Annotated in this window: 24 protein-coding genes and 1 pseudogene; 18 read left to right on the top strand and 7 right to left on the bottom strand. The window is 68.1% G+C overall.

What is annotated here, in order from left to right; all coding sequences use genetic code 11:
• From EDM04_RS14635 to EDM04_RS14645, 3 genes and pseudogenes are all read left to right on the top strand, one after another.
• A pseudogene (locus EDM04_RS14635) lies at positions 1-161 on the top strand (IS4 family transposase); the annotation flags it as partial.
• Positions 162-453: 292 nt separating this feature from the next.
• Positions 454-825, top strand: a complete 372-nt coding sequence (locus EDM04_RS14640) for a helix-turn-helix domain-containing protein (RefSeq protein WP_094530790.1) — start codon at positions 454-456, stop codon at positions 823-825.
• The gene (locus EDM04_RS14645; RefSeq protein ID WP_123623377.1) at positions 822-1172 is read left to right on the top strand and encodes a type II toxin-antitoxin system PemK/MazF family toxin; all 351 of its coding nucleotides are present in this window, start codon (positions 822-824) and stop codon (positions 1170-1172) included. Before EDM04_RS14640 ends, EDM04_RS14645 begins: the two co-directional genes overlap by 4 nt.
• A gap of 1194 nt (positions 1173-2366) precedes the next feature.
• On the opposite strand, the gene EDM04_RS14650 is transcribed toward EDM04_RS14645, so the two are convergent.
• Positions 2367-4661: a catalase gene (locus EDM04_RS14650; protein ID WP_123623379.1), complete on the bottom strand. Its 2295-nt coding sequence runs from the start codon at positions 4659-4661 to the stop codon at positions 2367-2369.
• A 176-nt stretch (positions 4662-4837) separates the two neighbouring features.
• On the bottom strand, positions 4838-5914 hold the full coding sequence (locus EDM04_RS14655) for an NAD(P)/FAD-dependent oxidoreductase (RefSeq protein ID WP_123623381.1): 1077 nt from the start codon (positions 5912-5914) through the stop codon (positions 4838-4840).
• A gap of 159 nt (positions 5915-6073) precedes the next feature.
• Between EDM04_RS14655 and EDM04_RS14660 the strand changes: the two genes are divergently transcribed.
• A complete protein-coding gene (locus EDM04_RS14660; RefSeq protein WP_123623383.1) occupies positions 6074-6391 on the top strand; it encodes a hypothetical protein in 318 nt (105 codons plus the stop codon).
• A 51-nt stretch (positions 6392-6442) separates the two neighbouring features.
• Here the strand turns inward: EDM04_RS14660 and EDM04_RS14665 are convergent, their stop codons facing one another.
• Both EDM04_RS14665 and EDM04_RS14670 read right to left on the bottom strand, forming a co-directional pair.
• On the bottom strand, positions 6443-7114 hold the full coding sequence (locus tag EDM04_RS14665; RefSeq protein WP_123623385.1) for a metallophosphoesterase: 672 nt from the start codon (positions 7112-7114) through the stop codon (positions 6443-6445).
• A gap of 470 nt (positions 7115-7584) precedes the next feature.
• On the bottom strand, positions 7585-8250 hold the full coding sequence (locus EDM04_RS14670) for an O-methyltransferase (RefSeq protein WP_123623387.1): 666 nt from the start codon (positions 8248-8250) through the stop codon (positions 7585-7587).
• Positions 8251-8392: 142 nt separating this feature from the next.
• Here EDM04_RS14670 and EDM04_RS14675 point away from each other — a divergent pair, with 142 nt between their 5' ends.
• On the top strand, positions 8393-10069 hold the full coding sequence (locus tag EDM04_RS14675; protein ID WP_123623389.1) for a methylmalonyl-CoA mutase: 1677 nt from the start codon (positions 8393-8395) through the stop codon (positions 10067-10069).
• A gap of 58 nt (positions 10070-10127) precedes the next feature.
• On the opposite strand, the gene EDM04_RS14680 is transcribed toward EDM04_RS14675, so the two are convergent.
• Positions 10128-10442 carry a YbjQ family protein gene (locus tag EDM04_RS14680; RefSeq protein ID WP_123623392.1) on the bottom strand — a complete coding sequence of 105 codons (315 nt, stop codon included), beginning with the start codon at positions 10440-10442 and terminating at the stop codon, positions 10128-10130.
• 77 nt (positions 10443-10519) lie between these two features.
• On the bottom strand, positions 10520-11323 hold the full coding sequence (locus tag EDM04_RS14685; protein WP_123623394.1) for a formate/nitrite transporter family protein: 804 nt from the start codon (positions 11321-11323) through the stop codon (positions 10520-10522).
• 125 nt (positions 11324-11448) lie between these two features.
• On the opposite strand from EDM04_RS14685, the gene mce reads away from it, so the two are divergent.
• The 10 genes from mce (at position 11449) to EDM04_RS14735 (ending at position 19534) form a co-directional block, all read left to right on the top strand.
• The gene (mce, locus tag EDM04_RS14690) at positions 11449-11835 is read left to right on the top strand and encodes a methylmalonyl-CoA epimerase (RefSeq protein WP_123623396.1); all 387 of its coding nucleotides are present in this window, start codon (positions 11449-11451) and stop codon (positions 11833-11835) included.
• Positions 11836-11887: 52 nt separating this feature from the next.
• The gene (locus EDM04_RS14695) at positions 11888-12577 is read left to right on the top strand and encodes a cyclase family protein (protein WP_123623399.1); all 690 of its coding nucleotides are present in this window, start codon (positions 11888-11890) and stop codon (positions 12575-12577) included.
• 83 nt (positions 12578-12660) lie between these two features.
• Positions 12661-12942: a 50S ribosomal protein L44e gene (locus EDM04_RS14700; protein WP_053771189.1), complete on the top strand. Its 282-nt coding sequence runs from the start codon at positions 12661-12663 to the stop codon at positions 12940-12942.
• Between the two features lie 2 nt (positions 12943-12944).
• On the top strand, positions 12945-13118 hold the full coding sequence (locus tag EDM04_RS14705; protein ID WP_123623401.1) for a 30S ribosomal protein S27e: 174 nt from the start codon (positions 12945-12947) through the stop codon (positions 13116-13118).
• 18 nt (positions 13119-13136) lie between these two features.
• Positions 13137-13937, top strand: a complete 801-nt coding sequence (locus EDM04_RS14710) for a translation initiation factor IF-2 subunit alpha (protein ID WP_123623403.1) — start codon at positions 13137-13139, stop codon at positions 13935-13937.
• A gap of 49 nt (positions 13938-13986) precedes the next feature.
• Positions 13987-14172, top strand: a complete 186-nt coding sequence (locus EDM04_RS14715; RefSeq protein ID WP_123623405.1) for an RNA-protein complex protein Nop10 — start codon at positions 13987-13989, stop codon at positions 14170-14172.
• Between the two features lie 80 nt (positions 14173-14252).
• A complete protein-coding gene (locus tag EDM04_RS14720; protein ID WP_123623407.1) occupies positions 14253-15005 on the top strand; it encodes a proteasome assembly chaperone family protein in 753 nt (250 codons plus the stop codon).
• A gap of 96 nt (positions 15006-15101) precedes the next feature.
• Positions 15102-16268 (top strand): thiolase domain-containing protein, encoded by a 1167-nt coding sequence (locus tag EDM04_RS14725; RefSeq protein WP_123623409.1) that lies wholly within the window; start codon positions 15102-15104, stop codon positions 16266-16268.
• The gene (locus EDM04_RS14730; RefSeq protein ID WP_123623411.1) at positions 16265-16678 is read left to right on the top strand and encodes a Zn-ribbon domain-containing OB-fold protein; all 414 of its coding nucleotides are present in this window, start codon (positions 16265-16267) and stop codon (positions 16676-16678) included. The genes EDM04_RS14725 and EDM04_RS14730 overlap by 4 nt, the downstream gene beginning before the upstream one ends.
• 60 nt (positions 16679-16738) lie before the next feature.
• Positions 16739-19534 carry a PAS domain S-box protein gene (locus tag EDM04_RS14735; RefSeq protein WP_123623413.1) on the top strand — a complete coding sequence of 932 codons (2796 nt, stop codon included), beginning with the start codon at positions 16739-16741 and terminating at the stop codon, positions 19532-19534.
• Positions 19535-20157: 623 nt separating this feature from the next.
• Here the strand turns inward: EDM04_RS14735 and EDM04_RS14740 are convergent.
• The gene (locus tag EDM04_RS14740; RefSeq protein ID WP_123623415.1) at positions 20158-20928 is read right to left on the bottom strand and encodes a VOC family protein; all 771 of its coding nucleotides are present in this window, start codon (positions 20926-20928) and stop codon (positions 20158-20160) included.
• A gap of 186 nt (positions 20929-21114) precedes the next feature.
• Between EDM04_RS14740 and EDM04_RS14745 the strand changes: the two genes are divergently transcribed.
• The 3 genes from EDM04_RS14745 (at position 21115) to EDM04_RS14755 (ending at position 24730) form a co-directional block, all read left to right on the top strand.
• Complete coding sequence (locus tag EDM04_RS14745) at positions 21115-22356, top strand: UbiA family prenyltransferase (RefSeq protein ID WP_241154937.1); 1242 nt, start codon at positions 21115-21117, stop codon at positions 22354-22356.
• A gap of 161 nt (positions 22357-22517) precedes the next feature.
• Positions 22518-24365, top strand: coding sequence for a histidine kinase N-terminal 7TM domain-containing protein (locus tag EDM04_RS14750; protein ID WP_123623653.1), 1848 nt, complete (start codon positions 22518-22520; stop codon positions 24363-24365).
• On the top strand, positions 24302-24730 hold the full coding sequence (locus EDM04_RS14755) for an EamA family transporter (protein WP_123623417.1): 429 nt from the start codon (positions 24302-24304) through the stop codon (positions 24728-24730). The genes EDM04_RS14750 and EDM04_RS14755 overlap by 64 nt, the downstream gene beginning before the upstream one ends.
• The last annotated feature ends 153 nt before the right edge of the window (positions 24731-24883 follow it).

The raw sequence follows: 24883 nt of genomic DNA on the forward strand, positions 1-24883 counted from the left end.
CGCACGCCCAGCTCATTCTCCACGAACTCGGTGAGTTCCTCGGCTACTCACCGCCGCCGCTGCTCGACCGGCTGATCGAAGACGCTCAAAAGATCCACCAGCAACGACCAATCTTACAAGAGACGCTCGCTACCGCTACACAACCGAGGTGTGAGACTTAACTAAAGACGGATGCTCGATGAGGTAATCCGTCTCTGTCACCCGATATAATTGCTCGAAAATGAGAATGTTCTGGCTGAGATTCTGGGTATTGGTTTCGTCATTTTTGGGTTACGAAACCACCGGTAGGTAGTTACGGTGTACTCAACGATCATAGTAGTTGAGACTGGCCGTCTCAAGGTATACGATTCTCGAACTGCTTCGACGAGGCTAGGGGCGGAGTATTCCCTTCAGCAATTTCGTCGCTTTCATACCTAACACTCATTACGGTTGGCTCCGTATTTCTGTTCAACGATGTCCATCGACCGAGATACCTTCGAGAAGACGAGCGAGGACGAACTCGAGGAACTTTCCGTCCCCGATCAGGTTCTCGGATTTCTCGCGGCCAACGATGATCGCGCGTTCAAGGCCCGCGAAATCGCCTCTCAGATCGGTCTCGATGAGGGCGCGGTCAGCACCGCGCTCTCGAGACTGAAAGACCGGGATCTCGTCGAACACAAAGCGACGTACTGGGCGATAACCGACGACACAGAGCGACTCGACGGATACAGCGGGTACGAACGAGCGACCGCCCTGTTCAACCAGCGACTCGGGACAGAGGACAAGGAGTCCTGGCGCGAACACGCACCCGAGGAACCGCATCCGAGCGTCGAGGACGAACAGTGACCGACGAAGAGAGACCGATTTTCGAGCGTGGCGACGTCGTCTACGGGGATGATCCGTTCAAAGGCGAGGAAGATGCTCGGCCCTGGCTCATTCTCTCGAATCATGAAGGCCGTCCGTTCCACGGCGAGCAGTATACCGCGCTCACGTTGACGTCGAAATCCTGGATGGACGGCCTGATCGACATTCCTGGTGGGAGTTGGCTTCGTGGTGGGATCCCGGATGTGAGTCGGATTGTCCCGTGGGGAGTCCAATCAATCGACCACGAAGATATCGACTTCTGGCAAGGTCGCCTTGACAGCGATCTCGTCGACGAGGCGGTTGCTGCGCTCGTCGAAGAACTAGATTAGTGGAGACCCGTTGAGATTCTATTTATTCGACGGTCTTCTACTGAAATCGCCGTTAGGTAGATGCGCTTACTGACCAAGAATTTTAAGCAGTTGATACAAGATGAACATATGGAAAGTTCTGGCGAACCAAATACACGAATTATCTTGACCACCGTAGCCATGGTCATCGCCGGAGGAGGCATGCTAGTGATGATTGTACAGGGTGATGGTAGTATTTGGGCAGTTATCGCTGTGATTGGATCTCTGATCGCGGTAACGATAGGGGTATCCCAGCTGATCTCCCGACACCTATAGGCTTGTGCGGTGTATCCTTCATCTGAATTGAACGAATGAAGGTATGTGTATCCCCTACGAACCGGGATAGTAGCCCGACTCGATGAGAATATATCAGAGATATGGAATGGGTACTAACTACCGATTTTTAGTGTATAGACCGGATTTCTGGGAAATGCGGTACCAGGTTGTTCCGATACTTTAAACCAGATAGTTAGTGTAAGAACCAATACGGAGTCGTAATCTGCGGAAAGGGGCGTAATTTGCCTCAGAATGTCCGAAAAGCGCCGAAGGCGCGACCTGTGCCTTCCAAGCTCATGGCCCGGGTTCAAACCCTGGAAGTCGCAGCCCGGAACGGCGCGAAGCGCCGCACGCCCGGACCGTCTTCCTCCGGTTCAAATCCCGGGCGGCGCACGAACGAAGTGAGTGCGCCGCCCGTACTCCCACTCGCTCGCTACGCTCGCTCGCGGGAGTCCCGGCCGGCGATTTTCCTCGCTTCGCTCGGAAAATCCTGAGAGGGGTTGACATCCTCTCCGCCCTGAAGGGCGAAGATTCCCACGGTCCCGAACCGCTGGTTTGGGGTGTTTACGGTTTGTRGCTGTCCCGGTGACCGCCACWGRCTGTGCCAATCAGCCGGTACTCCTATCCCGGYATGGGATTCAGAGGTACTTCTTACTGTACCCGAACACTACAACAGAAAGGGTGCTTTCTGTGTGTGGTCGGGAATCCCGATATTGTCCGATTAAGTGGGCGGATAGACCGCCTCGGATAACTATTAATACAACGATCACTCAGTTAAAACACCCGACCAGAAGTTCGTGGTTACTGGAGAGAATTGTCGGATTCATCCCCGCGCTGAAGCGCGAGGCTTTCTCCTTGATTCTCCGTAAAACCGGCAGTCGGTCCGCGACCTCCGGTTTATCAGGCGGGCACTTCCGTTTCCTCGCGCTCCCAGTGTCGGTGTGCGGCGATGGCGTCCCTGAATTGCTGGGCGAACTCGTCGAGATCTCCGGCGCCGCGGCTGGTGACGACACCCCGGTCCGCGACGAGTCCGCCGTCGTCGCCTGCGAGGTCGACGTCCGGCAGGTCCACCGCCTCGAACAGCTCCACCGCCTCGCCGAGCGCGGCGATCGGCTTCTTGTGCTTGAACGCTTCCGCGAGGAAGTGTCTGACGTCGCCCTGTTCCAGCAGGGCGTCGACGCTGTCCTCGCCGCCGGGGACGAACACGGCGTCGAAGAGGATAGAGCCGGTCGTCGAGTGGCTCTCGTCCGCTTCGACGGAGTCGCCGCCCGCGCTCTCCCTGTCGCCGAGCACCTTCGAGACGATCTTCACCCGGGCGCCCTCGTCTTCGAGCGTCGATACGACGGTTTCGAGGTGGTCACTGTCGAAGCCGTCGTCGACGAGGACGGCGACTTTCCGCGTCTCTATCGTGTCGACATCGCGCTTGTTCATGCTCAGCGTCGGGTCCTCGGCGTCGTGATCGGGCAGTTCCTCGCCCGGCTCCTCGGGCGGCTCGACGCCGATTCCCTCCGCCACCCGCCGAGCGAACTCGTGGTCGACGTTGTTGAACAGGTCGTAGACCATCCGCTCGCGGATCTCCATGCGATCGACCTTGCCCAACTCGAAGTGGGCGGCGTCGACGATGTTCTCCCGCTCGGGTTCGGTCATCGAGTTCCAGAACAGCCGCGCCTGCGAGAAGTGGTCCCCGAAGCTCTCGCTGCGGTTGCGTATCTTCTCCCCGCCGATCTTCTCGGCGAAATGGCCGTATCCGTCCTCACTCTCGGGAACTTCCCGCGGGTCGTCGCCGCCGATGGAGTTCGGCTTGTAGGAGACCTTACTGTCGTTGATCTCCTTGCGCATGAACCCGTCGCGCTGGTTGTTGTGCCGTTCGGCGAGGGATCGGTTGATCGGGATCTCGTCCCAGTTCGCGCCCCCGAAGCGGTTGATCTGCGTGTCCTGGTAGGAGAACAGCCGGCCCTGCAGCAGCGGGTCGTTGCTGAAGTCGACGCCCGGCACGACGTTCCCGGGATGGAACGCGACCTGTTCGACCTCGGCGAAGAAGTTGTCCGGGGTCTCGTTCAGGACCATCTTGCCGAGCGGTCGAACCGGGACCTCGGTCTCGGGAACGAGCTTCGTGGGGTCGAGGACGTCGAAGTCGAACTCCTCGGCCTGCGCCTCGTCGAATATCTGGACGCCCAGTTCGAACTCCGGCTCGTACCCCGCCTCGATGACGTCGTAGAGGTCCTTCCGGTTGAAGTCGGGGTTCTTGCCCGCTATCTTCTGCGTCTCGTCCCAGACCAGCTGACTCACGCCGAGCGTGGGCGTCCAGTGGAACTTGACGAACGCGGACTCGCCGTCGTCGTTCACGAGCCGGAAGGTGTGGACGCCGAAGCCGTCCATCATGCGGTAGGCCCGGGGGAGCGCGCGCCCCGAGAGGACCCACAGGATCATGTGCGTGATCTCCGGTTTCAGCGAAGCGAAGTCCCAGAACGTATCGTGAGCCGCCGACGCCTGCGGAATCTCCTTGTCGGGTTCGGGCTTGATGGCGTGGACGAGGTCCGGGAACTCCATCGCGTCTTGGATGAAGAAGACCGGGATGTTGTTGGCGACGAGGTCCCAGTTGCCGTCGGTGGTGTAGAACTTCGTGGCGAATCCCCGGACGTCCCTGACCGTGTCGGCCGAGCCGCGCGAGCCGACGACCGTCGAGAAGCGAACGAACACCGGCGTCTTCTGGTCCGAATCGGTCAACACCGAGGCCTTCGTGAGCTCGGAGACGTCGTCGTACTCGCCGAGGTCCGGGTCCTCGTAGGGCTGGAAGTAGCCGTGAACGCCCGTCCCGCGGGCGTGGACGACCCGTTCCGGGATGCGCTCGTGGTCGAAGTGCGTCATCTTCTCCCGGAAGTGGAAATCCTCCATGATCGTCGGCCCGCGTTCGCCGGCCTTCAGCGAGTTGTCCGTGTCGCTGATCTTGAGGCCGTGGTCGGTCGTCAACTCCTCTCCGTCCGGGTTCTCGCGCACGTCGTCGAGTTGGCGCTGCTTGCTCCGCTCGTCGACGCCCTCCTCGTCGCCGCTCGTTCCCGTTCGGTCCGACCCCTCGTCCGTCATCTCGCTCCGACTCCCTTCGCCTCCGTTATCGGCTTCAGACGCGCCCTCAGGATTTTCTACGGCGTTCTCTCCGGCCTCCGTGTCGTCCGAGCCTGGATCCTTCTCTGACATGATTCGTTCCTCGGAGGAGAAGACGAAAGATAACCGAATAAGCGTCCACCCGGAGAATGCAAGCAGTTGACGGTCACCTATCGCGTCGTCACGGTTCGCACGTTACCTCCGACCGACGGAGCTTCCGCGCGACCGCGAGTCGGGACGCGTCACGCGGGAACAGCGGGACTGTCGGGTCAGTCGTCGTCGGCGGTCTGCGTTTCCGCGTCCGCCTCGATCCGCTCCTCGCGCGGACCGTCCGCGTGCCCCTCGTGGGCGACGGCGGTCGCCATGAGCTCCGGCGAGATGGCGGGCACCTCGTCGGGTCCGACCGGGCCGTCCGCCTCGATCGCCTCCTTCGAGCGCGGGAACTCGCGGATCTCCTTGTGGATCGCGAGGCCGGCCTTCGCGCCCTGTCCCATCGCGACGGGCACCTGATTGTGGCCGGGGGTGACGTCGCCGACCGCGAACACGCCGTCCTCGCTGGTGCGGCCGTGGTCGTCGACGTCGATCTCGCCGCCCTCGGTCAGGTCGCAGCCGAGCCCCTCCGCCAAGGCGGTGTTGTAGTCGGAGCCGTACATCGGGAAGCCGCCGCGGTACTCGCGGCGGGCCCCGTCTTCGAACTCCAGCGCCTCGAGCCAGCCGGAGTCGGGGTCGTTCTCGACGCCGGTCACGCCCTCGCGGACGATGTCGATCGGGTGCGCCTCTAACTGCGCCGCGGTCTCGTCGCTCCACGTCGGCTCCTCGCCGCGGGTCAGGAGATCCACGTCGTCGGTCACGTTGAGCATGATCATCGCGACGTGGGCGGCCGCCTCGCCGTGGCCCATCACGTACACCGGCTCGTCGACGAACATGTAGGCGTCGCAGTGGAGACAGTAGTGGAGCCCCTTGCCCGTCCGCGGGAGCGGCGGGTCCGGGCGCTCGTCGGAGAAGCCGGTCGCGAGCACGACGCGGTCCGCGAGGAGTTCGGCGTCGGTCGTCGAGAGCCGGAACCGACCGTCGTCGGTGCGCTGGACGTCGGTGACGAAGCCGCGCTCGAACGCGCCGCCGTACGACTGCACCTGTTCGCGGCCGGTCTGGAGGAACTCGTTGCCGGAGGTCTCCTCCGTGACGCCGATCACGTTGTGCGTGTCGGCCATCATCGCCGCGCGCCCGCCGCCGCGGTCGATCAGCACCGTTTCGTGCCCGAGCCGGGCGCCGTACAGCGCGGCCGTCAGCCCAGCGGGGCCGCCGCCGACAACCGCGATCTCGTACTCGTCATCGGACGAACTCATTACCGGATCGTACGCGTCGCGCCGGTTTAAAAGGAGCCGTGCTGTGCGCGCGTCGCGGCCAGCCCGTGTTCGCTCGGCCGGAGCGCCCGACTGGGCCGCGTCGTTCGATCTCCGACGCTCCCCGGAAGCTTATTACGGATTATCACGTGCGCTGTGGCAGTGCCATCACGACTCGCCGCCGCCGTCGCGCTCCTCCTCGTCGGCGCCGTCGCCGACATCGCCTCGACGTACGCGGCCATCTCCGGCGGCCAGTACGTCGAGGGGTCACCGGTCGGCGCCGCGTTCATCGCGACGTTCGGCCTCCTTCCCGGCATGCTGCTCACCAAGGCCGCCGGGATGGTCATCATCGGGATCCCCGTCGCGGTCGCGGGCGGGACCCGCCGGCTCGTCGCGACGCTGATGTGCGCCGGCGTCGGCGTCCTGTCGCTCGCGACCGCGGCCCGGAACGCCCTCCTCGTGGCGGGCGTCTGGCCGTGATTCGGTCGGCCGCTCAATGCCGGCACCGGCTCGTCGCCCGCCCCGCTCCCGTCACTCCCCCTTATAAAGCCGCGCGGCGGTCCGCTCGGGGAGCCCCGCGTCGGCGACCGCCTCGCTCACGCGATCGACGTCGTACGCGACGCGCCGGAGGTCGATCTCGCCGGTCTGCGCGTCGAGCACGGCGTACCCCGCGTCCGGATCGCCGTCGCGCGGCTGGCCGACGCTCCCCGGGTTGACCACGACGTCGCCCGCGACCGCGCGCGTCCCCTGCACGTGGGTGTGTCCGAGCACGATCCCGTCGTACTCGCCCATGTGGCGGTCGAGGGTCGGGAACTCCTCGGGGTAGACGTAGGCGTCCTCGCGCTCGGCCGCTGGGTGGGAGTGGACGAGGAGGTACCGGCCGCCCGCGAACGTCTCGGTGCGCGGGAGCCCGTCGAGCCACGCGCGCTGGTCGTCCGACAGCGAGGCCTTCGCGTGTTCGAGGCCCGCCTCGGCCATGCGGTTGGCCCGGTAGCGCTCGGGGGTTCCGACGGTGCGGTCGTGGTTGCCGCGGACGGTCTTGGTCGCGACCTCGCGCACGCGCTCGACGCACTCGGCCGGCCACGGGTTGTACCCGATCACGTCGCCGGCGCAGACGACCCGGTCGACCGCGGGCATGTCGTCGAGGACGGCTTCGAGCGCGGGCAGGTTCGCGTGCACGTCCGAGATGAGCCCCACCTTCATCGGGTCGTGGTTCGGGAGCGAGGCCCGAATAGGTTCGGCCGATACGTGGTGTCGTACGCGGCTGGGTGTGGGAGTGTTGAAGATGTTGATCACTTATAAATAGGAATAGCTGACCGTGGATCGACGACGGAGATCGACAAGGCCCCCGTCGCTCGCTTATAAGTTGTTGGTGCCGGATCGACGATGAACACCTCCAAAGCCCCAGCCGCGACGGCTCGCGTGACTCGCTGCGCTCCTCGTCACTCGCTCCGCTCGTTCCTGCGGTGCTTGCGTCGTCAGGCGTCGCCCTCGCGGCTGCCCCTTTGAACCCCTCCCCGCACAGCACCGCAGCCTCACGCCTCCCCAGCCTCGTCGCTGGCGCCTTATAAGGCGCCAGCGACTCCCTCGCACCGTCGGTTCGCGGCCCTCCGGGCCGCTCACCGGGGTGCGCCACCGCAACTCCGTTTATAAATAGCTGCGACGCCGCTTCCTCACTCCACCTTCGTCGACACCGCGAGCCCGGAGCCGACCGGGAGGATCGCGGTCTCGACGGCGTCGTCGGAGCGCACGGTGCCGACGTACTCGCCGACTCCGCGGGTCTCCCCGTCGATCTCGGAGTCGGGAAGGGGCGCGCCGTCCTCGAAGTGCGCGACGAGGTCGCCGAAGTCGATCGGCCCTCTGGTGACGTTGTCGGCGACGATCACGCCGCCCGTCCGGACCTTCGGGAGGACGGCGCGGTAGGCCTCGGCGTACCGGTGCTTCTGGTGATCGATGAGGACCACGTCGAAGGGGCCGTCGTAGCGCTCGACCGTCTCCATCGCGTCGCCGACCTCGAAAGTGACGCTGTCGGCGTAGCCGCCGTCGGCGGCGAACCGGACGCCGCGCTCGGCCTCCTCCTCGTCGAACTCGGTGCAGACCACGGCGTCGGCGCCGCCCCGAAGGAACCACGTCGCGGAGTAGCCGAAGCCGGAGCCGAACTCGAAGACGCTCCCGGCGTCGGTCAGGCGGGCGAGCAGCCGGAGGACCGCGCCCGCTTCCGGCCCGATGATGGGAAAGCCCCAGTCGTCCGCGAGGGCCGCCATCTCCGCCTGCGTCGCGGTGTGCTCGGGCGCCGTCGCGGCGAGGAAGCGCTCCGTGGCGTCGGGGAGAACGTCCATGGCCCGCGTTCGACCGGACGACACTTGAAACCGACCGTCGGCGGGGGTTCGGGGCGCTCGTGGCGTTCGAGAGGGACGGAAACGACGACGCCCCCCGAGCCCCCGAAAAGTGTTAAGTCGCGCTCGCGCGACCCGTTTACCAATGTACGATCCTGAGGAACTGGACGCGATCCGGGACGCCAAGGAGTCGTGGGAGGAGGGGACCTACGGCGAGACGGTCGACCGGTTCGGGGAGCGCAAGGAGTCGTTCACCACGGATACGGGCGGGCAGGAGGTCGATCCGCTGTACACGCCCGCCGACGTGGCCGATCACGACTACCGCGAGGACCTGGGGAACCCGGGCGAGGAACCGTACACGCGCGGCGTCTACTCGACGATGCACCGCGGGCGGCTCTGGACGATGCGCCAGTACGCGGGGATGGGCACTGCGAGGGAGACCAACGAGCGCTTCAACTACCTCATCGATCAGGGCTCCTCCGGGCTCTCGATGGCCTTCGACCTCCCGACTCAGATGGGGTACGACTCCGACGCCGCGATGGCCGAGGGCGAGGTGGGTCGCTCGGGCGTCGCCATCGACACCTTGGACGACTTCGAGACCGTCTTCGACGGGATACCGCTCGACGAGGTGTCCACGTCGATGACGATCAACGCCCCCGCCGCGGTCCTCCTCGCGATGTACGTCGCGATGGGGGACGAGCAGGGCGTTCCCAGAGAGGATCTCCGGGGGACGATCCAGAACGACATCATGAAGGAGTACGTCGCGCGGAACCTCTACATCTACCCGCCGGAGCCCTCGATGCGCCTTATCACGGACATCTTCGACTTTTGCGCCGCCGAGACCCCCAGCTTCAACACCATCTCCATCTCGGGGTACCACATCCGCGAGGCGGGCTCGACCGCCGCACAGGAGGTCGCGTTCACGCTCGGCAACGGGATCGAGTACGTCGAGGCCGCGATCGACGCCGGGCTCGACGTCGACGAGTTCGCCCCGCAGCTCTCCTTCTTCTTCAACGCGCACAACAACATCTTCGAGGAGGCCGCGAAGTTCCGCGCCGCCCGCCGGATGTGGGCGCAGATCATGGACGAGCGGTTCGACGCCCAGAACCCCAAATCGAAGCAGCTCAAGTTCCACACCCAGACCGGCGGCTCCACCCTCACGGCCCAGCAGATCGAGAACAACGTCGTCCGGGTGGCGTACCAGGCGCTCGCGGCCGTTCTGGGGGGGACCCAGAGCCTCCACACGAACGGGAAAGACGAGGCGCTGGCGCTCCCGACCGAGCAGTCGGTCCGCACCGCGCTCCGCACCCAGCAGATCCTCGCGCACGAGTCTGGCGCCGCCGACACGATCGACCCGCTCGCGGGCTCGTACTACGTCGAGAACCTCACCGACGGGATCGAGGAGGACGCCTTCGAGATACTGGAGGAGGTCGACCGCCGCGGCGGCATGCTGGAGGCGGTCAAGAGCCAGTGGGTCCAGCGGCAGATCCAGGACGTGGCCTTCGAGCGCCAGCGCGAGATCGAGGACGGCGAGCGCGTCATCGTCGGCGTCAACGAGTTCGAGGTGGACGAGGAGCCGGAGATGGACCTCGAAGAGGTCGACCCGGAACAGGAGCGGAACCAGCGCGTGCGCCTTCAGGAGGTGAAGGCCGACCGCGACGGCGACGCCGTCGACGACGCGCTTTCGTCGCTTCGCGAGGCCGCGCAGGGCTCCGAGAACGTGATGCCGCACATCGTCGACGCCGTGAAGGCGTACGCGACGGTCCAAGAGGTGTCTGACGTGCTCCGCGACGAGTTCGGCGAGTACAAGCCGGGTCGTTGACATCCTCACCGCGCTGAAGCGCGAGGCTTTCTCCTCGATTCTCCGTAAGGCCGCCGGCCTACCGCAGGCGAACCGCGGTGCCGTACGCGAGGATCTCCGCGCCGCTGTCGGCGATCGAGGAGGTAGTGAACCGGACGTTGATCACGGCGTCGGCACCCAGCTCCTCGGCCTCCTCGATCATGCGATCTTGGGCCTGATTGCGAGCGTCGGTCATCAGCTCGGTGTAGCCCTTCAGCTCGCCGCCGGCGAGGTTGCGGAGACCTTGAGTGATGTCGCGGCCGACGTTGCGTGCACGGACCGTGTTGCCGCGGACGACGCCGAGCGTTTCGACCACTTCCCTGCCCGCGATCGACTCGGTGTTGGAGAGCTCCATGTCGTTCCGCTTCCCGGGGAACGCACTTAAATATCGACTGCGAGCGACCGGTCTCCCCACCGACCGCTCCCGTCGCCTCAGTTCGCGCCGCGAACGACGTGCCCGTACTTCAGCAGCGCGACGAACACCCCGCCGCCGAAGGCGTTGCCGATCGTCGCCAACACGAGGAACGCGGCGTAATCGGCCGGCGTGATCGCGGAGGAGACGAGCAGTCCGAACAGCACCTCGACGTTGCCCGCGATCGAGTGCGGGAGGTGGAGGAGGCCGATCGTCCCGGTGACGATCAACACGAGGAGGATCCGGCTCGTCGTGTCCTGCGCCGCCGTCACGAGCCACGCCAGCAGCCCCATCAGCCACCCGGCGAAGACGCCGCCGACGAACAGCCACGGGAGGTCGTGATCGACGAGCTTCAAGGCGATCGTCTCGAACGACTGCGGGTCGACGACGCCGAGCTCCGGCATCAACAGGGTCACGAGCAGGGTGAAACACAGGCCGCCGACGATGTTCCCGGCGTACACCAGCCCCCAGAGCCGGCCCAGATCTCGGAGCGACGCCTGCCGGTCGATCACCGGGATCACCGCTAGCGTCGTGTGTTCGGTGAACAGCTCCGAGCGGCCCAATATCACGAACATGAAGCCGATGGAGTAGACGCTGGCGAGCAGTAGCTCGGTCCCCAGATCGCCGAAGCTCCCGGGCGAGAGCGTCAGGACCACCGCCATTATCAGCGGGCCGAACCCGATGTCGAGCCCCGCCGACAGCCCCGAGAGCAGGAGCCCGAAGCGGTCCCGATGCATCTCGTGGAGCCCGGTCTCGAGCAGCGAGTCGAGGATGTTCCGGGACGACATCTGCGCCGTCGACGGATCGGTCTGTGAGTCGCTCACTGGACGGTTCCCTTTCTCCTTCACCCGGCTCGTACCCAAACCTTTGGGTCCGGGCGGAGAGCGGGAGGGATCCGTCTCCTCGGCCCCTCGGTCGTTATAAGTCGCCGGCGCTCGATGCGAGGCGCATGCGATTCGACCACGTCGGCGTCGCGACGCGCGACGCCGCCGACCTCGCCGACCTGTTCGACGGGCTGCTCGACGCGCCGATCGCCCACGAGGAGACGTTCGACGGGATGGAGGTCGTCTTCCTCGAACTCGACGACGGCGGTTACTTCGAGCTGCTCGAACCGACCGAAGGCGGCGCGATCGCCGACTACCTCGACCGCGAGGGGCCGGGGATCCACCACGTCGCGCTCGCGACCGACGACATCTCGGGAGCCCTCGACCGCGCTCGCGACCTCGGGATCGACCTCGTCGACGAGGAGCCGAGACCGGGTGCGTGGGGCCACGAGGTCGCCTTCCTTCACCCGCGCTCGACGGGCGGGGTGCTCGTGGAGTTCGTCGAGCACTGAGGGCGGCGCAGCTCTCGCCGGATTTTACCCGTCGCGGCCCTCATCTCCGGCCGTGTTCCGCGACCTCTCGCGACCGATCGAAACGGGGATGCCGACGTATCCGGGCGACCCCGAGGTGACGCTCGCGCCCGACGCGACCCACGAGGCCGACGGCTACGCGACGGGCGAGCTTCGGACGGGGACCCACGCGGGGACTCACGTGGACGCGCCGCGACACACGCTCTCCGACGGGACGACGATCGACGAGGCCGATCCGGGTCGGTTCGCGTTCGACGCCCGTTTCGTGGACCTCCGGGCGTTGGCGCCGCGGGAAGCAATAGGGACCGAGGCGCTCTCAGGGGCCGTCGGAGACGGAAGTGGCACGCTCGGGGACGCAGTCGACCTCCTCGTCCTCCGGACCGGTTGGGCCGCCCGCTGGGGAACCGACCGGTACCGTGACCACCCCTACCTGACCGAGGCGGCCGCCGCGTGGTGTCGGGACCGAGGGGTCGGCGTCGGGCTCGATACGTTCGGTCCGGACCCGACTGCCTCCGGGTCGGGGAGCGACGTCACGGCCGCGAGCGACGAGCCTGACGGCACCCCCGCCCACGACGCCCTTCTGAGCGACTCTCTGCCGATCGTCGAGAACCTGTGCGGGCTCGACGACCTCCCCACGCGGTTCCGGCTGTACGCCTTCCCGCTCCGGCTCCGCGGGGGGGACGGGTCGCCGGTGCGGGCGGTCGCGGAGTGGGAGAGAGGGTGACGCGGAGCGCGTCCCGCCGCCCCCGAGCCAGACCAAACCCGTTTTAAGCGTCGGCGACGAACCGCGATTCAAGGTCGATATCCATGGAGATGCCACGTCGTTTCAACACGTACTGTCCACACTGTGACTCCCACCAGGAGCACGAAGTGGAGAAGGTTCGATCGGGTCGGGCGACCGGAATGAAACGCGACGCGCGCCAGCGACGCCGCGCGCTCGCGACGATCGGCAACGCCGGCGGGTACTCGAAGGTGCCCGGTGGCGACAAGCCGACCAAGAAGACCCACCTGAAGTACCGCTGCGGCGACTGCGGCAAGGCCCACATGCGCGAGGGCTGGCGCGCCGGCCGGCTCACGTTCCAGGAGTAAGCATGGCGGGAAGCTTCCACCGCGTCGCCTGCGGCGACTGCGAGAACGAACAGGTCGTCTTCGGCAACGCCTCCTCGACGGTGTCGTGTGCGGTCTGCGGTACGACCCTCGCGACCCCGACCGGCGGGGAGGCCGAGCTCCACGGCGAGATCGTCGAAACCGTTGAGGCGCGGTAACCGCCTCACTACCCCCGTATGAAGTACAGCGGCTGGCCCGAACCCGGCGAGTTAGTGGTCGGCGACGTCGACGAGATCGCCGACTTCGGCGTGTTCGTCGACCTCGACGAGTACGAGGACAAGCGCGGCCTCTGTCACATCAGCGAGGTCGCCTCCGGCTGGATCAAGAACGTCCGCGACCACGTCCGCGAGGGACAGACGGTCGTCGCGAAGGTGCTCGACGTCGACGAGTCGGCGAACCAGATCGATCTCTCGATCAAAGACGTCAACGAACACCAGCGCAAGGACAAGATACAGGACTGGAAGAACTCGCAGAAGGCCGACAACTGGATGCTGATCGCGCTCGGCGAGGACGTCGAAGACGACCGCTACACCGAGGTCGCCAACGCGCTGCTCGCCGAGTACGACTCCCTGTACGACGCCTTCGAGGCGGCCGCGATCAGCGGCGAGGAGGCGCTCGAGGACGTCGAGATCGACGACGACGCCCTCGACGCGGTCGTCGAGGCCGCCCGCGACAACGTCTCGGTCCCGTACGTCGACGTGACCGGTTACGTCGACCTCGAGTCCGCGGCCCCCGACGGGGTCGACGACGTGAAGGAGGCCCTCGAAGCGGCCGAGGGCAACGGCGAGGTCCCGGACGGCGTCGACCTCGAGGTCGGCTACGTCGGCTCGCCCGAGTACCGGATCAAGGTCCGCGCGCCCGACTACAAGACGGCCGAGACCCAGCTCGAGGCCGCCGCGGCCCGCGCCCGCGAGGCCATCGAGGCCGCCGGCGGCGCCGGCGAGTTCCACCGCGAGCGCCGCGAGGACGACGAGTAGTCGCCAGCGGTTCGTCCCCCACCGGTTTTACCCCCTCCACCCCGAACCCGTGAAATCCGACATCCGCGTCTGTGCGAACTGGGAGACCGCCCACGACCGCCCGGTGTACGCGCTCGGCGACCGCTGCCCGGAGTGCGACGGGGCGACCGAGAACAGCGCGCCGGCGCCGTTCAGCCCGGAAGATCCCTACGGAGAGTATCGACGCCGGGCGCGGCGCCGTCGCGGCTCCGAGTGACCCGTCGGAGGCTCGGTGCCGTCCCGACCCCAACGCCGGAATAGCCACCCTCTTGTGAGCGCCGCCCGGAGTACCCCGGTATGGACGACATCGAGATCGACGAGGTCGCGACGCCGGAGCTCGACGACCCGGTGCTCATCGAGGGGCTGCCGGGCGTCGGCCACGTGGGGAAGCTCGCGGCCGAGCACCTCTTAGAGGAGTTCGACGGCGAGTTGGTCCGCCGCGTCTACACCACGGAGTTCCCGCCGCAGGTGAACGTCGACGGCGACGGCGTCGCCGAGCTGACCTGCGCGGAGTTCCACGCTGTCGAGACCGACGGCGCCGACCTGCTGGTGTTGACCGGCGACCACCAGGCCGGGTCGAACAAGGGCCACTACACGCTCACCACGACGTTCCTCGACGTCGCCGAGGAGTTCGGCGCGACCCGCGCGTACGCGCTCGGCGGCGTGCCGACCGGCGAGCTCGTCGAGGAGTACACCGTGCTCGGCGCGGTCTCTAACGGCGACCTCGTCGACGAGCTGAAGGACGTCGGCGTGGAGTTCCGGCCGGACGAGCCCGCGGGCGGCATCGTCGGCGTCTCCGGGCTCGTGCTCGGGCTCGGCGGCCGACGCGGCTTCGACGCCGCCTGCCTGATGGGCGAGACCAGCGGCTACCTCGTCGACCCGAAGAGCGCGCAGGCGGTGCTGGAGGTGCTCGCGGACCGCCTCGAGTTTGCCGTCGACTACGAGAGCCTGGAGGACCGCGCCGAGGAGATGGAGGAGGTCGTCGGCAAGATCCAGGAGATGCAGGACGGGCCGGCGGTGCCGGACGACGACCTGCGGTACATCGGGTAGCGACCTGCGGTACAGCGAACAGCCCGGCGACCTCGATATCGACGGTCCTCCACCGGTTCCGGCAGGGATAAACCGGTCCCCGATCATCGTTCGTGTATGACCGACGTACGCGTCGCCGGAGTCGGGCTCACGCGCTTCGGGAGCCACCCGGACCGGACCGGCCGCGACCTCTTCGCGACCGCCGCGCTACGGGCGTTCGAGGACGCGGGGGTCCCCCGCGAGGACGTCGAGGAGCTCAACTACGGCAACTTCATGGGCGCGCTCGCCGAGCACCAGGGCCATCAGGCCCCGCTGATGGCCGAGGCGGCCGGCGTGAACTGCCCGGCGACGCGCTACGAGGAGGCGTGCGCCTCGGCCGGCGTCGCGGTCCGCGAGGCGGTCCGGACCGTCCGCGCCGGCGAGGCCGACGTGGCGCTGGCCGGCGGGATGGAGCGCATGACCAACCTCCCGACCGACGAGGTGACCGAGGGGCTCGCCATCGCCGCCGACGACCTGTTCGAGGTGCGGGCCGGGGTGACGTTCCCCGGCGCGTACGCGCTGATGGCGACCGCCTACTTCGACGCGTACGGCGGGAGCCGCGAGGATCTGGCGCACGTCGCCGCGAAGAACCACGCGAACGCGGTGCCCAACGAGTACGCACAGTACCGCGAGGAGGTGTCCGTCGAGGAGGCGCTGGAAGCCCCGCCCGTCGCCGAGCCGCTCCACCTCTACGACGCCTGCCCGATCACGGACGGCGCGAGCGCGCTCGTGATCGTCTCCGAGGAGTACGCGGCCGAGAACGACGTGGACGCCCCGGTCGCGGTGACGGGGACCGGACAGGGGACCGACCGGATGGCGCTCGCCGACCGCGATCACCTCGCTCGCACGCCCGCCGCCGACGACGCGGCCGACGCGGCCTACGCCGACGCCGGGATCGGTCCGGACGAGGTCGACGTGGCGGAGGTCCACGACTGCTTCACCATCGCCGAGGTGCTCGCGCTGGAGTCGCTCGGCCTCTTCGAGCCCGGCGAGGGGATCGGGGCTGCACACGATGGGATCACGACCGCCGACGGCGACCTCCCGGTGAACCTCTCGGGCGGGCTGAAGGCGAAGGGGCACCCGGTCGGCGCGACCGGCGGCTCGCAGATCGCGGAGCTCACCCGACTGCTGCGCGGCGACCACCCGAACAGCGAGCACGTCGCCGACGCCGAGGTCGGCGTCGCGCACAACGCGGGCGGGACGGTGGCCAGCGCGGTCGTTCACGTGCTGGAGGTGGCCGAATGAGCGACGACGCCCCGGCGCCGGCGGACAACGCCGGCTACGACGAGTGGCTCGACGCCCTCGCGGACGGCGAGGGGTACGCCCTCGTCTGCCCGGACGGACACGGGTCGCTTCCCCCGCGCCGGGTGTGTCCGGAGTGCGGGGCCGCGGCGCTCGCCGAGGAGCCGCTCGCCGAGACGGGGAGCGTCGAGACGCACAGCGTCGTCCACGTCGCCGGGCCGCGGTTCGCCGACGACACCCCCTACGCGAACGCGATCGTCGACTTCGGACCGGTCCGGCTCACGGGCGTCCTGCGCGGGGTCGAACCCGGGACCGACGCCGTCGCGATCGGCGACCGGGTCGCGGTCGGCGTCGAGGAACGCGACACCGACGGGGAGCCGCTCGTCGCCTTCCGGCCGACGGACGGGAAGTAGGGACCGATCGGTCGGAGACGGTCCAAACGGTTATGGCGGGGTCACGAGTAGTCGGAATCCATGAGTGACCGCATCCGCGTGCTCCACGTCGAGGACGACCCGGATCTCGCGGAGATCACGGCGTCGTTCCTCGAGCGAGAGGACTCGCGGATCGCGGTCGAGACGGCTCCGAACGCCACCGAGGGGCTCGAACGCCTCGACGACCCGGACGCCGAGGTCGACTGTATCGTCTCCGACCACGACATGCCGGGACCGAACGGGATCGAGTTCTTAGAGCGGGTCCGCGAGCGCGACCCGGAGATCCCCTTCGTCCTCTACACCGGGAAGGGGTCGGAGTCGGTCGCCAGCGAGGCCATCTCCGCGGGCGTGACGGACTACCTCCAGAAGGGCGGCGGCACGGAGCAGTACGAGATCCTGGCGAACCGCGTCGTCGACGCCGTCGAGAAGTGCCGGATCGAACGCGAGGCCGACCGGACGCGGGCGCACCTGCAGGCGATCACCGATCACTCGATGGACGCGATCGTCACCATCGACGCCGACAGCCGGATCCGGTTCGCGAACCCGGCGGTCGAGCGGCTGTTCGGCTACGCGCCCGCGGGGCTGGAGGGAGAGCCGCTGGCGACGCTGATGCCGGAACGGGAGCGGGAGGCGCACCGCGAGGGCCTGACGCGGTACTGCGAGACCGGCGAGCGCTCGATCGACTGGTCGGCCGTCGAGTTTCCCGGGAAGCACCGCGACGGCCGCGAGATCCCGCTGTCGATATCCTTCGGAGAGTTCGAGGAAGGCGGCGAGCGACGCTTCGTCGGGATCGTCCGCGACGTGGCGGAACGCGAGCGTCACCGAGCGTTCGTGGAGCAGTCCAGCGACATCGTCACCGCGCTCGACGCGAACGGGACGTTCCAGTACGCGAGTCCCTCGGTCGAGCGGATCCTCGGTCACGACCCGACGGATCTGGTCGGGGAGTACGCGTTCTCGTACGTCCATCCGGAGGACCGCGAGCGAGTGGTCGAGACGTTCGCGCGGTCGGTCACCGGCGACGGGCCCGATCCGACGGTCGAATACCGGCTAGAGAATGCGGACGGCGGCTACCTGTGGGTGGAGTCCGTCGGGAGCAACCGGCTCGACGACTACGGCGTCGGCGGGTTCGTGATCAACACCCGCGACATCTCGGACCGCAAGCGGCGCGAGGAGAAGCTGTCGCGGCTCCGCGAGTGGACGCGGGACCTCAACTACACGCGGACGGCGGCGGAGACGACGCAGCTGGCGGTCGACGCCGCGGACGAGATCGTCGGCGCGGGGCTGAGCGGGGTCCACCTCGTGAACGAGGACGGCGACGCGCTCGAGCCCGCCGCGCTCGCCGAGTCGGTGCCGGCGCTCTTCGACGAACAGCCGGTCTACGACCGGGACGCCCCCGCCGGGACGCGCGCGGCCCTCGCGTGGGAGGCGTACCGCGGGGACGAGCCGCTCTCCGTCGGCGCCCTGTCGGCGTTCGACCGGCTCGACGAGGAGACGCCGGCCGAGAGCATCGTCCTCCACCCGATCGGCGACCGCGGGCTGTTCGTCATCTCCTCGTCGGAGCCGCGCGCGTTCACCGAGACGGACGTGCTCATCGCGGAGATCCTCGCGAACCACCTCGAAGCCGCGTTGGATCGCGTCGCCCGCGAGACCAGCTTGGAACGGCTTCACGACGCGACCCGAGGCCTGATCCGGGCCGACTCTCCCGAGGAAATCGCCGAGCGCGTCGTCGACGCCGCCGAGGAGGTGCTCGGGTTCTCCGTGGTCACCGTTCGGCTGTACGACGAGGACGCCGGCGGGCTCGTCCCCGTCGCGGTCTCGGAGGCGGTCGAAGCGGTGCTCCCCGACCGGGAGGTGTTCACCCCCGACGGCGGGAGCCTCAACTGGGACGCCTTCGAGGCGGGCGAGGCCCAGGTGTACGACGACATCGAGACCGCCGGCGCGCTCGACACCGGGACCGGCCTCCGGAGCCTGATGATCCTCCCCGTCGGCGAGCACGGGACCATCTCCGTCGGTGAGATGGAACCCGGCGTCTTCGACGGGACCGACGAGCACCTCGCGCGGATCCTCGCGACCGCGGCCGAGACGGCGCTCAACGCGGCGGCGCGGACCAGCCGCCTCCACGAGCGGAGCGCGGAGCTGGAGCGCCAGAACGACCGGTTGGCGGAGTTCGCCAGCGTCGTCTCACACGACCTCCGAAACCCGCTGAACGTGGCGCAGGGACGGATCGAGCTGGCCCGCGACGAGTGCGACAGCGACCACCTCGACGCGGCCGCGGGCGCCCACGAGCGGATGGACACGCTGATCGCCGATCTGCTCACGCTCGCTCGCGAGGGCGAGCGGGTGAGCGAGACGGAGCCGGTCCGGCTCTCGGTCGTCGTCGAGTCCTGCTGGCAGACGGTCGAGACCGCGGACGCGACGCTGACCGTCGACGAGGACCTGTGGCTCCGGGCCGACGAGAGCCGACTCAGGCAGCTCGTCGAGAACCTGGTGCGGAACAGCGTGGAACACGGGGGCGACGACGTGGCGATCACCGTGGGCGCGCTGGGCGGTGGGGAAGAGGACGGAGGCGGGACGGAGGACGGAGGCGGGCCGGGGGGCGAGGCGAACGGGAGCGACGAGATCGGGTTCTTCGTCGAGGACGACGGGCCGGGGATCCCGGCGGCGGACCGCGATCAGGTGTTCGACGCCGGCTACTCGACCTCGCAGGAGGGGACCGGTTTCGGCCTGCGGATCGTCGAGCAGGTGGCGACGGCTCACGGCTGGTCGATCCGGGTCACGGAGGGACGTGACGGCGGTGCGCGGTTCGAGGTTACGGGTGTAGAGCAGGCGGGCGAGTGAGATAGCGGCTCCTCCGTGGCTGATAGCGGGAGTGGGTATAGCACATTTGTGAGGTAGTTGTTTATAAATGGTCGAGTGACGTTGCTGGCGGCTGTTTATACCTGATCGGCGACTCTGCGGTGAAGACCCGCAAAGCCCCAGTCGCGCTCGGCTCCCACAGCTCGCTGCGCTCCTCGTCACTCGCGTTGCTCGTTCCTGTGGTGTCGCCGGCGGCTCCGCCGCCGGCTACCCGTGGCGCGTAGCGCCACGCTGCTTGCGTCGCTGGGGTTCGCCGAGCGCGACTGCCCCTTTGAGTCCCACCCGCCCCGCAACCGCACAGCACCTCACACCTCCCCAGCCTCGTCGCCCGGCGCTTATAAGCGCCGGGCGACTCCCTCGCGCGTGCTCCTCGCGCCCAGTGGGCGCTCGGAGGCACGCGCCGACTGCATCCTCTTTATAAACAATCGTCGCTGTCGCTCACAGTCGTTTAAGTACTGTATCGCCACCACCGATCTGCAATACTCACTCCCGCTATCGCTCGTTCCCATGTCCGTACTAGCCACGTCCAGCCCCAGACGCTCCGCTATTGCGGACCCCAACAGTACAAAAAGTATCAAGGCTCCGCAAACCGCGAAGCGATCCGACTACTCCCGAGTGACCAGTTCGATCTCGTGTCCGTCCTGGTCCTTCGTGAACGCGTAGTTGTGGTCGCAGGACTCGGGGTCGCGGTAGTCGGGCGCCTCGCGGGTCATCAGCGTCTCCCACGCCTCGTCGAGGTCGTCGACGCGGACCGCGACGTGGCCCCAGCCGTCGCCCATCGTGTACTCGCGGCCGTCGTAGTTGTAGGTGAGCTCCAGTCGCATCGCCTCCTGCGGGGCGTCCTCGGGGGCCACGAAGTAGTTCGAGAAGCTGTCGGCCTCCCAGCGGCCGGACGGCTGCTCCGCGTACTCGAACTTGCGGGTCCAGTAGCCGAGCGCCTCGTCGGCGTCCTCGACGCGGACCATCGTGTGGTCGATGCTCCACTTCGCGCCGTGGTCGCGCTTGACGATCTCGATCTCGTGGCCGTCGGGGTCCTTCACGAACGCGTAGCGGTTCCCGCAGGACTCGGGGTCGCGGTAGTCCTCGACGCCCTCCTCCATCAGCTGGTCGTACGACTCCTGAAGCGCGTCTTCGGGAACGCGAACGGCGATGTGGCCCCACGCGTCGCCGATCTCGTAGCTGCGCCCGTCGTGGTTGTACGTGAGTTCGAGGAGCGCGCCGTCCTCGTGGACGTCCTCGGGACCGAGGAAGACGTTGGTGAAGGTGTCGGCCTCCCAGCGACCCTTCTCCTCGTAGTTCAGGTGGGTCTGATACCAGTCGAGGCTCTCCTCTAAGTCCTCGACGCGGATCATCACGTGGTCGAAAGTTCCGTCCATACCCGATCCGTCGGTCGCTCGCCCCAAAAGCGTACTGAAGGGGACGAGGCTGACCGCGATCCGACGCCGCGGAGCGGATCTCGCGACGAACTGGCCGTGTTTTCTACAGTTAGTTCGGGGATTAATAGATAGTCACGCACTCTGATACGTAATCGGCGGGCGCTCCGAACGACCGCTCGCCGACCGATGCAAGACACACGAGACCCGCCGTCGACAGCGATCGACGGCACCGACGAGACGTATCGCGCTGAACCGACTCTCGACGCCGAGTCGACGGCTCCCGAGGCGGGAGGGATCGGTACCGAAGCGCCGACCGCGACCGGAGCCGCTCCGACCGGAGCGGCGGTCGGGGCACCCCCGACGCGATCCGCCGAACCGGCCGCGGCCGCGGAACGGACGCCACCCGGTGAGTCGGTTTCGGCCGAACCGGCCGCGACCGGAACGACTGAACCGGCCGCGACCGGAACGACCGAACCGACCGCGACCAGTTCCGCCTCCGGGCTCCTGCAGTCGCTCGTCGAGCTCGCGTCCGGCTCCCCGTTCGTCGCCGCCATCGCCGCGGTCGAGACGGTCATCGCGACCGTCCTGCTCGGCGTGCCGCTCTCGCCCGCGCCGGCCGTGGTCGGACTCGTCGCGTTCGCGGTGTACACCGTCGACCACGTCGCCGACGCGGCCGCGGACGCCCGCTCGACGCCCGGACGCGCGCGGATCGCGCGCCGGTACGGCGATCAGCTGATGCTCGCCGCCGCCCTCGCCTACGGGCTCGCTCTGGCGCTTTCGGTCGCGGGCGGACCGCTCGCGCTCGGCGTCGCGCTGCTCCCGGGCGCGTTCTGGATCGCGTACGCCTCCGACTGGCTCCCGAACGCCGGGCGGGCCCTCCGCTCGCTCGCGCCGGACGGTGATCTCGGGACCGGAGTGCGGCTCCCGCGTCTGAAGGAGGTGCCGGTCGTCGGCTCCGCCGTCGTCGCCGCGGGCTGGGCGATCGCCGTCACCCTCCTGCCGCTGGCGTTCGCCGGGTCCGCGGCCCTCGGCTCCGGCTCGGTCGGCGCCGCGCCGGTCGAACCGGTCGTCGCGGTCGCGGTCGCCTACTTCTTCCTGCGGTCGTTCGTCGACGCCGAGCTCCCGAACGTCCGGGACGTGGAGGCGGACGCCGCGGCGGGGGTCTCGACGCTCCCGATCGCCCTCGGCGTCGCCCGGACTCGTCGCGTGCTGTACGGGGTCGACCTCGCCACGGCGGCGACGCTGGCCGCGGCGACGGCGACCGGAGTCCTCTCGCCGGGGGTCGCCGCGGCGCTCGGCGTCGGACTCGCGGCGTCGCTCGCGGTCACCGCGCTCGCCGGCCGAGTCGACGACGCCGCGGTGCTCGGCGTCGCCCCGGACTGCAGCTACCTCGTCGTCGCGGCCGCGCTCGCGGTCGTCGCGGCGTGATAAACCGACGGAGCTGACGGGTCTGGCTCGCGAGAAGTGGCGGGGAGGAACGGGTTCCCCTCGCCATCTCACGGTTCTCACCGCGACCGGTTCTCTTTGAAGCCGAATACATCCAATCATTGAAACAAAATGATTTATATTTCGACCGCATGCAAATAACTGTGATCGGGCTGAGCCCGCTGTCGGTCGCGCTGCTCTCCGCCGTCGTCACCGGTACGTCCGCGGCGATCCTCGCGTGGCGCGAGCGGCCGGAGGCGGGCGCGACGTGGCTGACGGTGCTGCTCGTCGGGCAGGTCTGGTGGACGACGTTCCTCGTCTTCGAGCTGGAGGCGTCGACGCTGGCGGCGAAGTCGCTGTGGTACGACGTGCAGTGGATCGGCGTGGTGGTCATCCCGGTGGGGTGGCTGCTGTTCGCGCTGGAGTACACGGGGCGGGAACGGTACGTGACGCCCGGGGTCGTGGCGGCGCTCTCGGTCGCCCCCGTCGTCACGCTCGGCGTCGTCGCCGCCGGCGACCCGTGGGGGCTCATCGTCGTCGACCGGGAGGTCGCGGCGACCGCGGTGGGCTCGTTCCTCCGCGTCGAGACCGGGCCGTGGTACTACGTCATCGCCGGGTACACGTACCTGCTCGGGCTGTTGGGGTCGGTCCCGATCCTCCGGCTCGTCCGCGACGACGCGCGCCCCTTCCGGGGGCAGAGCGCCGCGCTGCTCGTGGGGACGGCGGCGCCGTGGGCCAGCAGCGTGTTCCACCTCGCGGGGACGTTCCCGATCGCCGGACTGGACCCGACCCCGCTCGCGTTCGCGGTGTCGGGCGTGGCGTACCTCCTCGCGCTCTCCCGGTTCCGGCTGCTCACGCTCGCCCCGGCCCCTCGGCGTCGCGCTCGGCAGTTGGTGTTCGAGCACCTCCACGATCCGGCGTTCGTGATCGGGACCGAGGGGTACGTGATCGACTTGAACCAGAGCGCCGCGGACACCTTCGGGATCGACCGCCGGGCCGCGATCGGAGAGCCGGCCGACGCGGTCGTCCCGCGGTACGACGAGGTCTCGGTCGAGGAGTCGGACCGGTCCCCGCTCTCGATCGTGGGGACGAACGGTCGACACCCGTACGACGTCACCGTCAGGCGCATCGCCGACGGGCACGACCGGCCGACCGGCGAGGTGGTGGTGTTCCACGACGTGGGCGAGTACCTCGGCCAACAGCAGCGGTTAGACGTGCTCAACCGGGTGTTCAGACACGACGTGCGGACGGAGACGAACCTGATCCACGGGTACGCCGACCGCCTCCGCGCGGACCCGACCGACGAGCGCGCCCTGGAAGTGGTCAAGCGGAGCGCCTCGCGCATCCTCGATCTCAGCGAGCGCACCCGGACCGCGAGCGAGCTGTTCGATCCGATGGCGAAGCCGTCGCCGCCGGTGGCGCTCGACGCCCTCGTCGAGGAAGTGGCGGAAGAGTGCCGGTCGGAGTTCCCGGACGCGAACGTCTCCGTCGCGGGCGACGTGCCCTCGGTCCGGGTTCCGGCGGTGTTGCGGGTTATCGCGGAGAGTCTGTGTTCGAACGCGGTGCGGCACAACGACAGCGAGCCCCCCTCCGTGTGGCTCGGCGCCGCCGCGGACGACGGGTGGGTCGAGCTCTCCGTGGCGGACGACGGTCCCGGAATCGACGAGGCGGAGCGCGAGGTGCTGAAACGCGGCACCGAGACGCCCCTCGAACACGGCAGCGGGCTGGGGCTGTGGATCGTGAAGTGGGGCGCCGATCAGGTCGGGGGGAACGTCCGGTTCGAGGACCGAGCGCCCCGCGGGACGGTCGTCACCGTTTCGGTGCCGATCAGGGGCGACGCGGGTGGGCAGACGCGGACGGGGAGGGCGCGAGCCGCGAGACGGCCCGCGAACGGCACCTCTCCGACGCGGGTCGGTAGGCACTTGTCCGCCGCCGGTCATTCCGGACCATGGACACGTATCTCCCGTACGCCCTGCTCGCGATGGGCGCGTACGCGTTGGTCTCGCCGCTGATGCGCGTCGCGACGACGGGCCCCGACGCGGTCCCGAGCGACGTGGCCGTCGTCGTCTCGAACACGCTTCTCATCTGCATGGCCGTGGCCGTGCTCGCGTACACCGGGCAGGGGTTCACCGAACACCTCGCCTCCCCGAAGATCCTGCACGTGCTCGCGGCCGGCGTCTTCCTCGGAATCGGCATCCTGGCGCTGTACCGCTCGCTCGCGCTCGGCCCGGTGAGCGTCGTGACGCCCATCTTCGCGATGTTCCTCGTGTTCTCCTCCGTGATCGGCTTCCTCCTCTTGGGCGAGTCGTTCACCGCGCGGAAGGCGCTGGGAATCGCGTTCGCCGCGGCGTCGGTGTACCTCGTCTCGGGCGCTTGAGGCCGGTCCGATATCGACGCTCGGGGTCCGGTCTCGGTCCCGGCGCACGAGGGCGTTTTCCGGCCCCGACGTCGAGTTCGATCTCCCGATCCGGAAACGCCCGCCGCGTGACGAAATCCCTTTACTACCCACGGTGAAAGGAGCGTATCCGCA

The sequence above is a fragment of the Halorubrum sp. CSM-61 genome, from assembly GCF_003781945.1.
In the GTDB taxonomy this organism is placed as follows: Archaea; Halobacteriota; Halobacteria; order Halobacteriales; family Haloferacaceae; genus Halorubrum.

Bases quoted from the DNA above. Each gene is read 5' to 3' on its own strand.
- mce (WP_123623396.1), top strand. From the start codon at position 11,449: ATGCGATTCGACCACGTCGGCGTCGCGACGCGCGACGCCGCCGACCTC.
- EDM04_RS14735 (WP_123623413.1), top strand. From the start codon at position 16,739: ATGAGTGACCGCATCCGCGTGCTCCACGTCGAGGACGACCCGGATCTC.
- EDM04_RS14705 (WP_123623401.1), top strand. From the start codon at position 12,945: ATGGCGGGAAGCTTCCACCGCGTCGCCTGCGGCGACTGCGAGAACGAA.
- EDM04_RS14655 (WP_123623381.1), bottom strand. From the start codon at position 5,914: ATGAGTTCGTCCGATGACGAGTACGAGATCGCGGTTGTCGGCGGCGGC.
- EDM04_RS14650 (WP_123623379.1), bottom strand. From the start codon at position 4,661: ATGTCAGAGAAGGATCCAGGCTCGGACGACACGGAGGCCGGAGAGAAC.
- EDM04_RS14680 (WP_123623392.1), bottom strand. From the start codon at position 10,442: ATGGAGCTCTCCAACACCGAGTCGATCGCGGGCAGGGAAGTGGTCGAA.
- EDM04_RS14665 (WP_123623385.1), bottom strand. From the start codon at position 7,114: ATGAAGGTGGGGCTCATCTCGGACGTGCACGCGAACCTGCCCGCGCTC.
- EDM04_RS14640 (WP_094530790.1), top strand. From the start codon at position 454: ATGTCCATCGACCGAGATACCTTCGAGAAGACGAGCGAGGACGAACTC.
- EDM04_RS14755 (WP_123623417.1), top strand. From the start codon at position 24,302: ATGGACACGTATCTCCCGTACGCCCTGCTCGCGATGGGCGCGTACGCG.
- EDM04_RS14720 (WP_123623407.1), top strand. From the start codon at position 14,253: ATGGACGACATCGAGATCGACGAGGTCGCGACGCCGGAGCTCGACGAC.
- EDM04_RS14700 (WP_053771189.1), top strand. From the start codon at position 12,661: ATGGAGATGCCACGTCGTTTCAACACGTACTGTCCACACTGTGACTCC.
- EDM04_RS14675 (WP_123623389.1), top strand. From the start codon at position 8,393: ATGTACGATCCTGAGGAACTGGACGCGATCCGGGACGCCAAGGAGTCG.
- EDM04_RS14725 (WP_123623409.1), top strand. From the start codon at position 15,102: ATGACCGACGTACGCGTCGCCGGAGTCGGGCTCACGCGCTTCGGGAGC.
- EDM04_RS14670 (WP_123623387.1), bottom strand. From the start codon at position 8,250: ATGGACGTTCTCCCCGACGCCACGGAGCGCTTCCTCGCCGCGACGGCG.
- EDM04_RS14730 (WP_123623411.1), top strand. From the start codon at position 16,265: ATGAGCGACGACGCCCCGGCGCCGGCGGACAACGCCGGCTACGACGAG.
- EDM04_RS14710 (WP_123623403.1), top strand. From the start codon at position 13,137: ATGAAGTACAGCGGCTGGCCCGAACCCGGCGAGTTAGTGGTCGGCGAC.
- EDM04_RS14740 (WP_123623415.1), bottom strand. From the start codon at position 20,928: ATGGACGGAACTTTCGACCACGTGATGATCCGCGTCGAGGACTTAGAG.
- EDM04_RS14745 (WP_241154937.1), top strand. From the start codon at position 21,115: ATGCAAGACACACGAGACCCGCCGTCGACAGCGATCGACGGCACCGAC.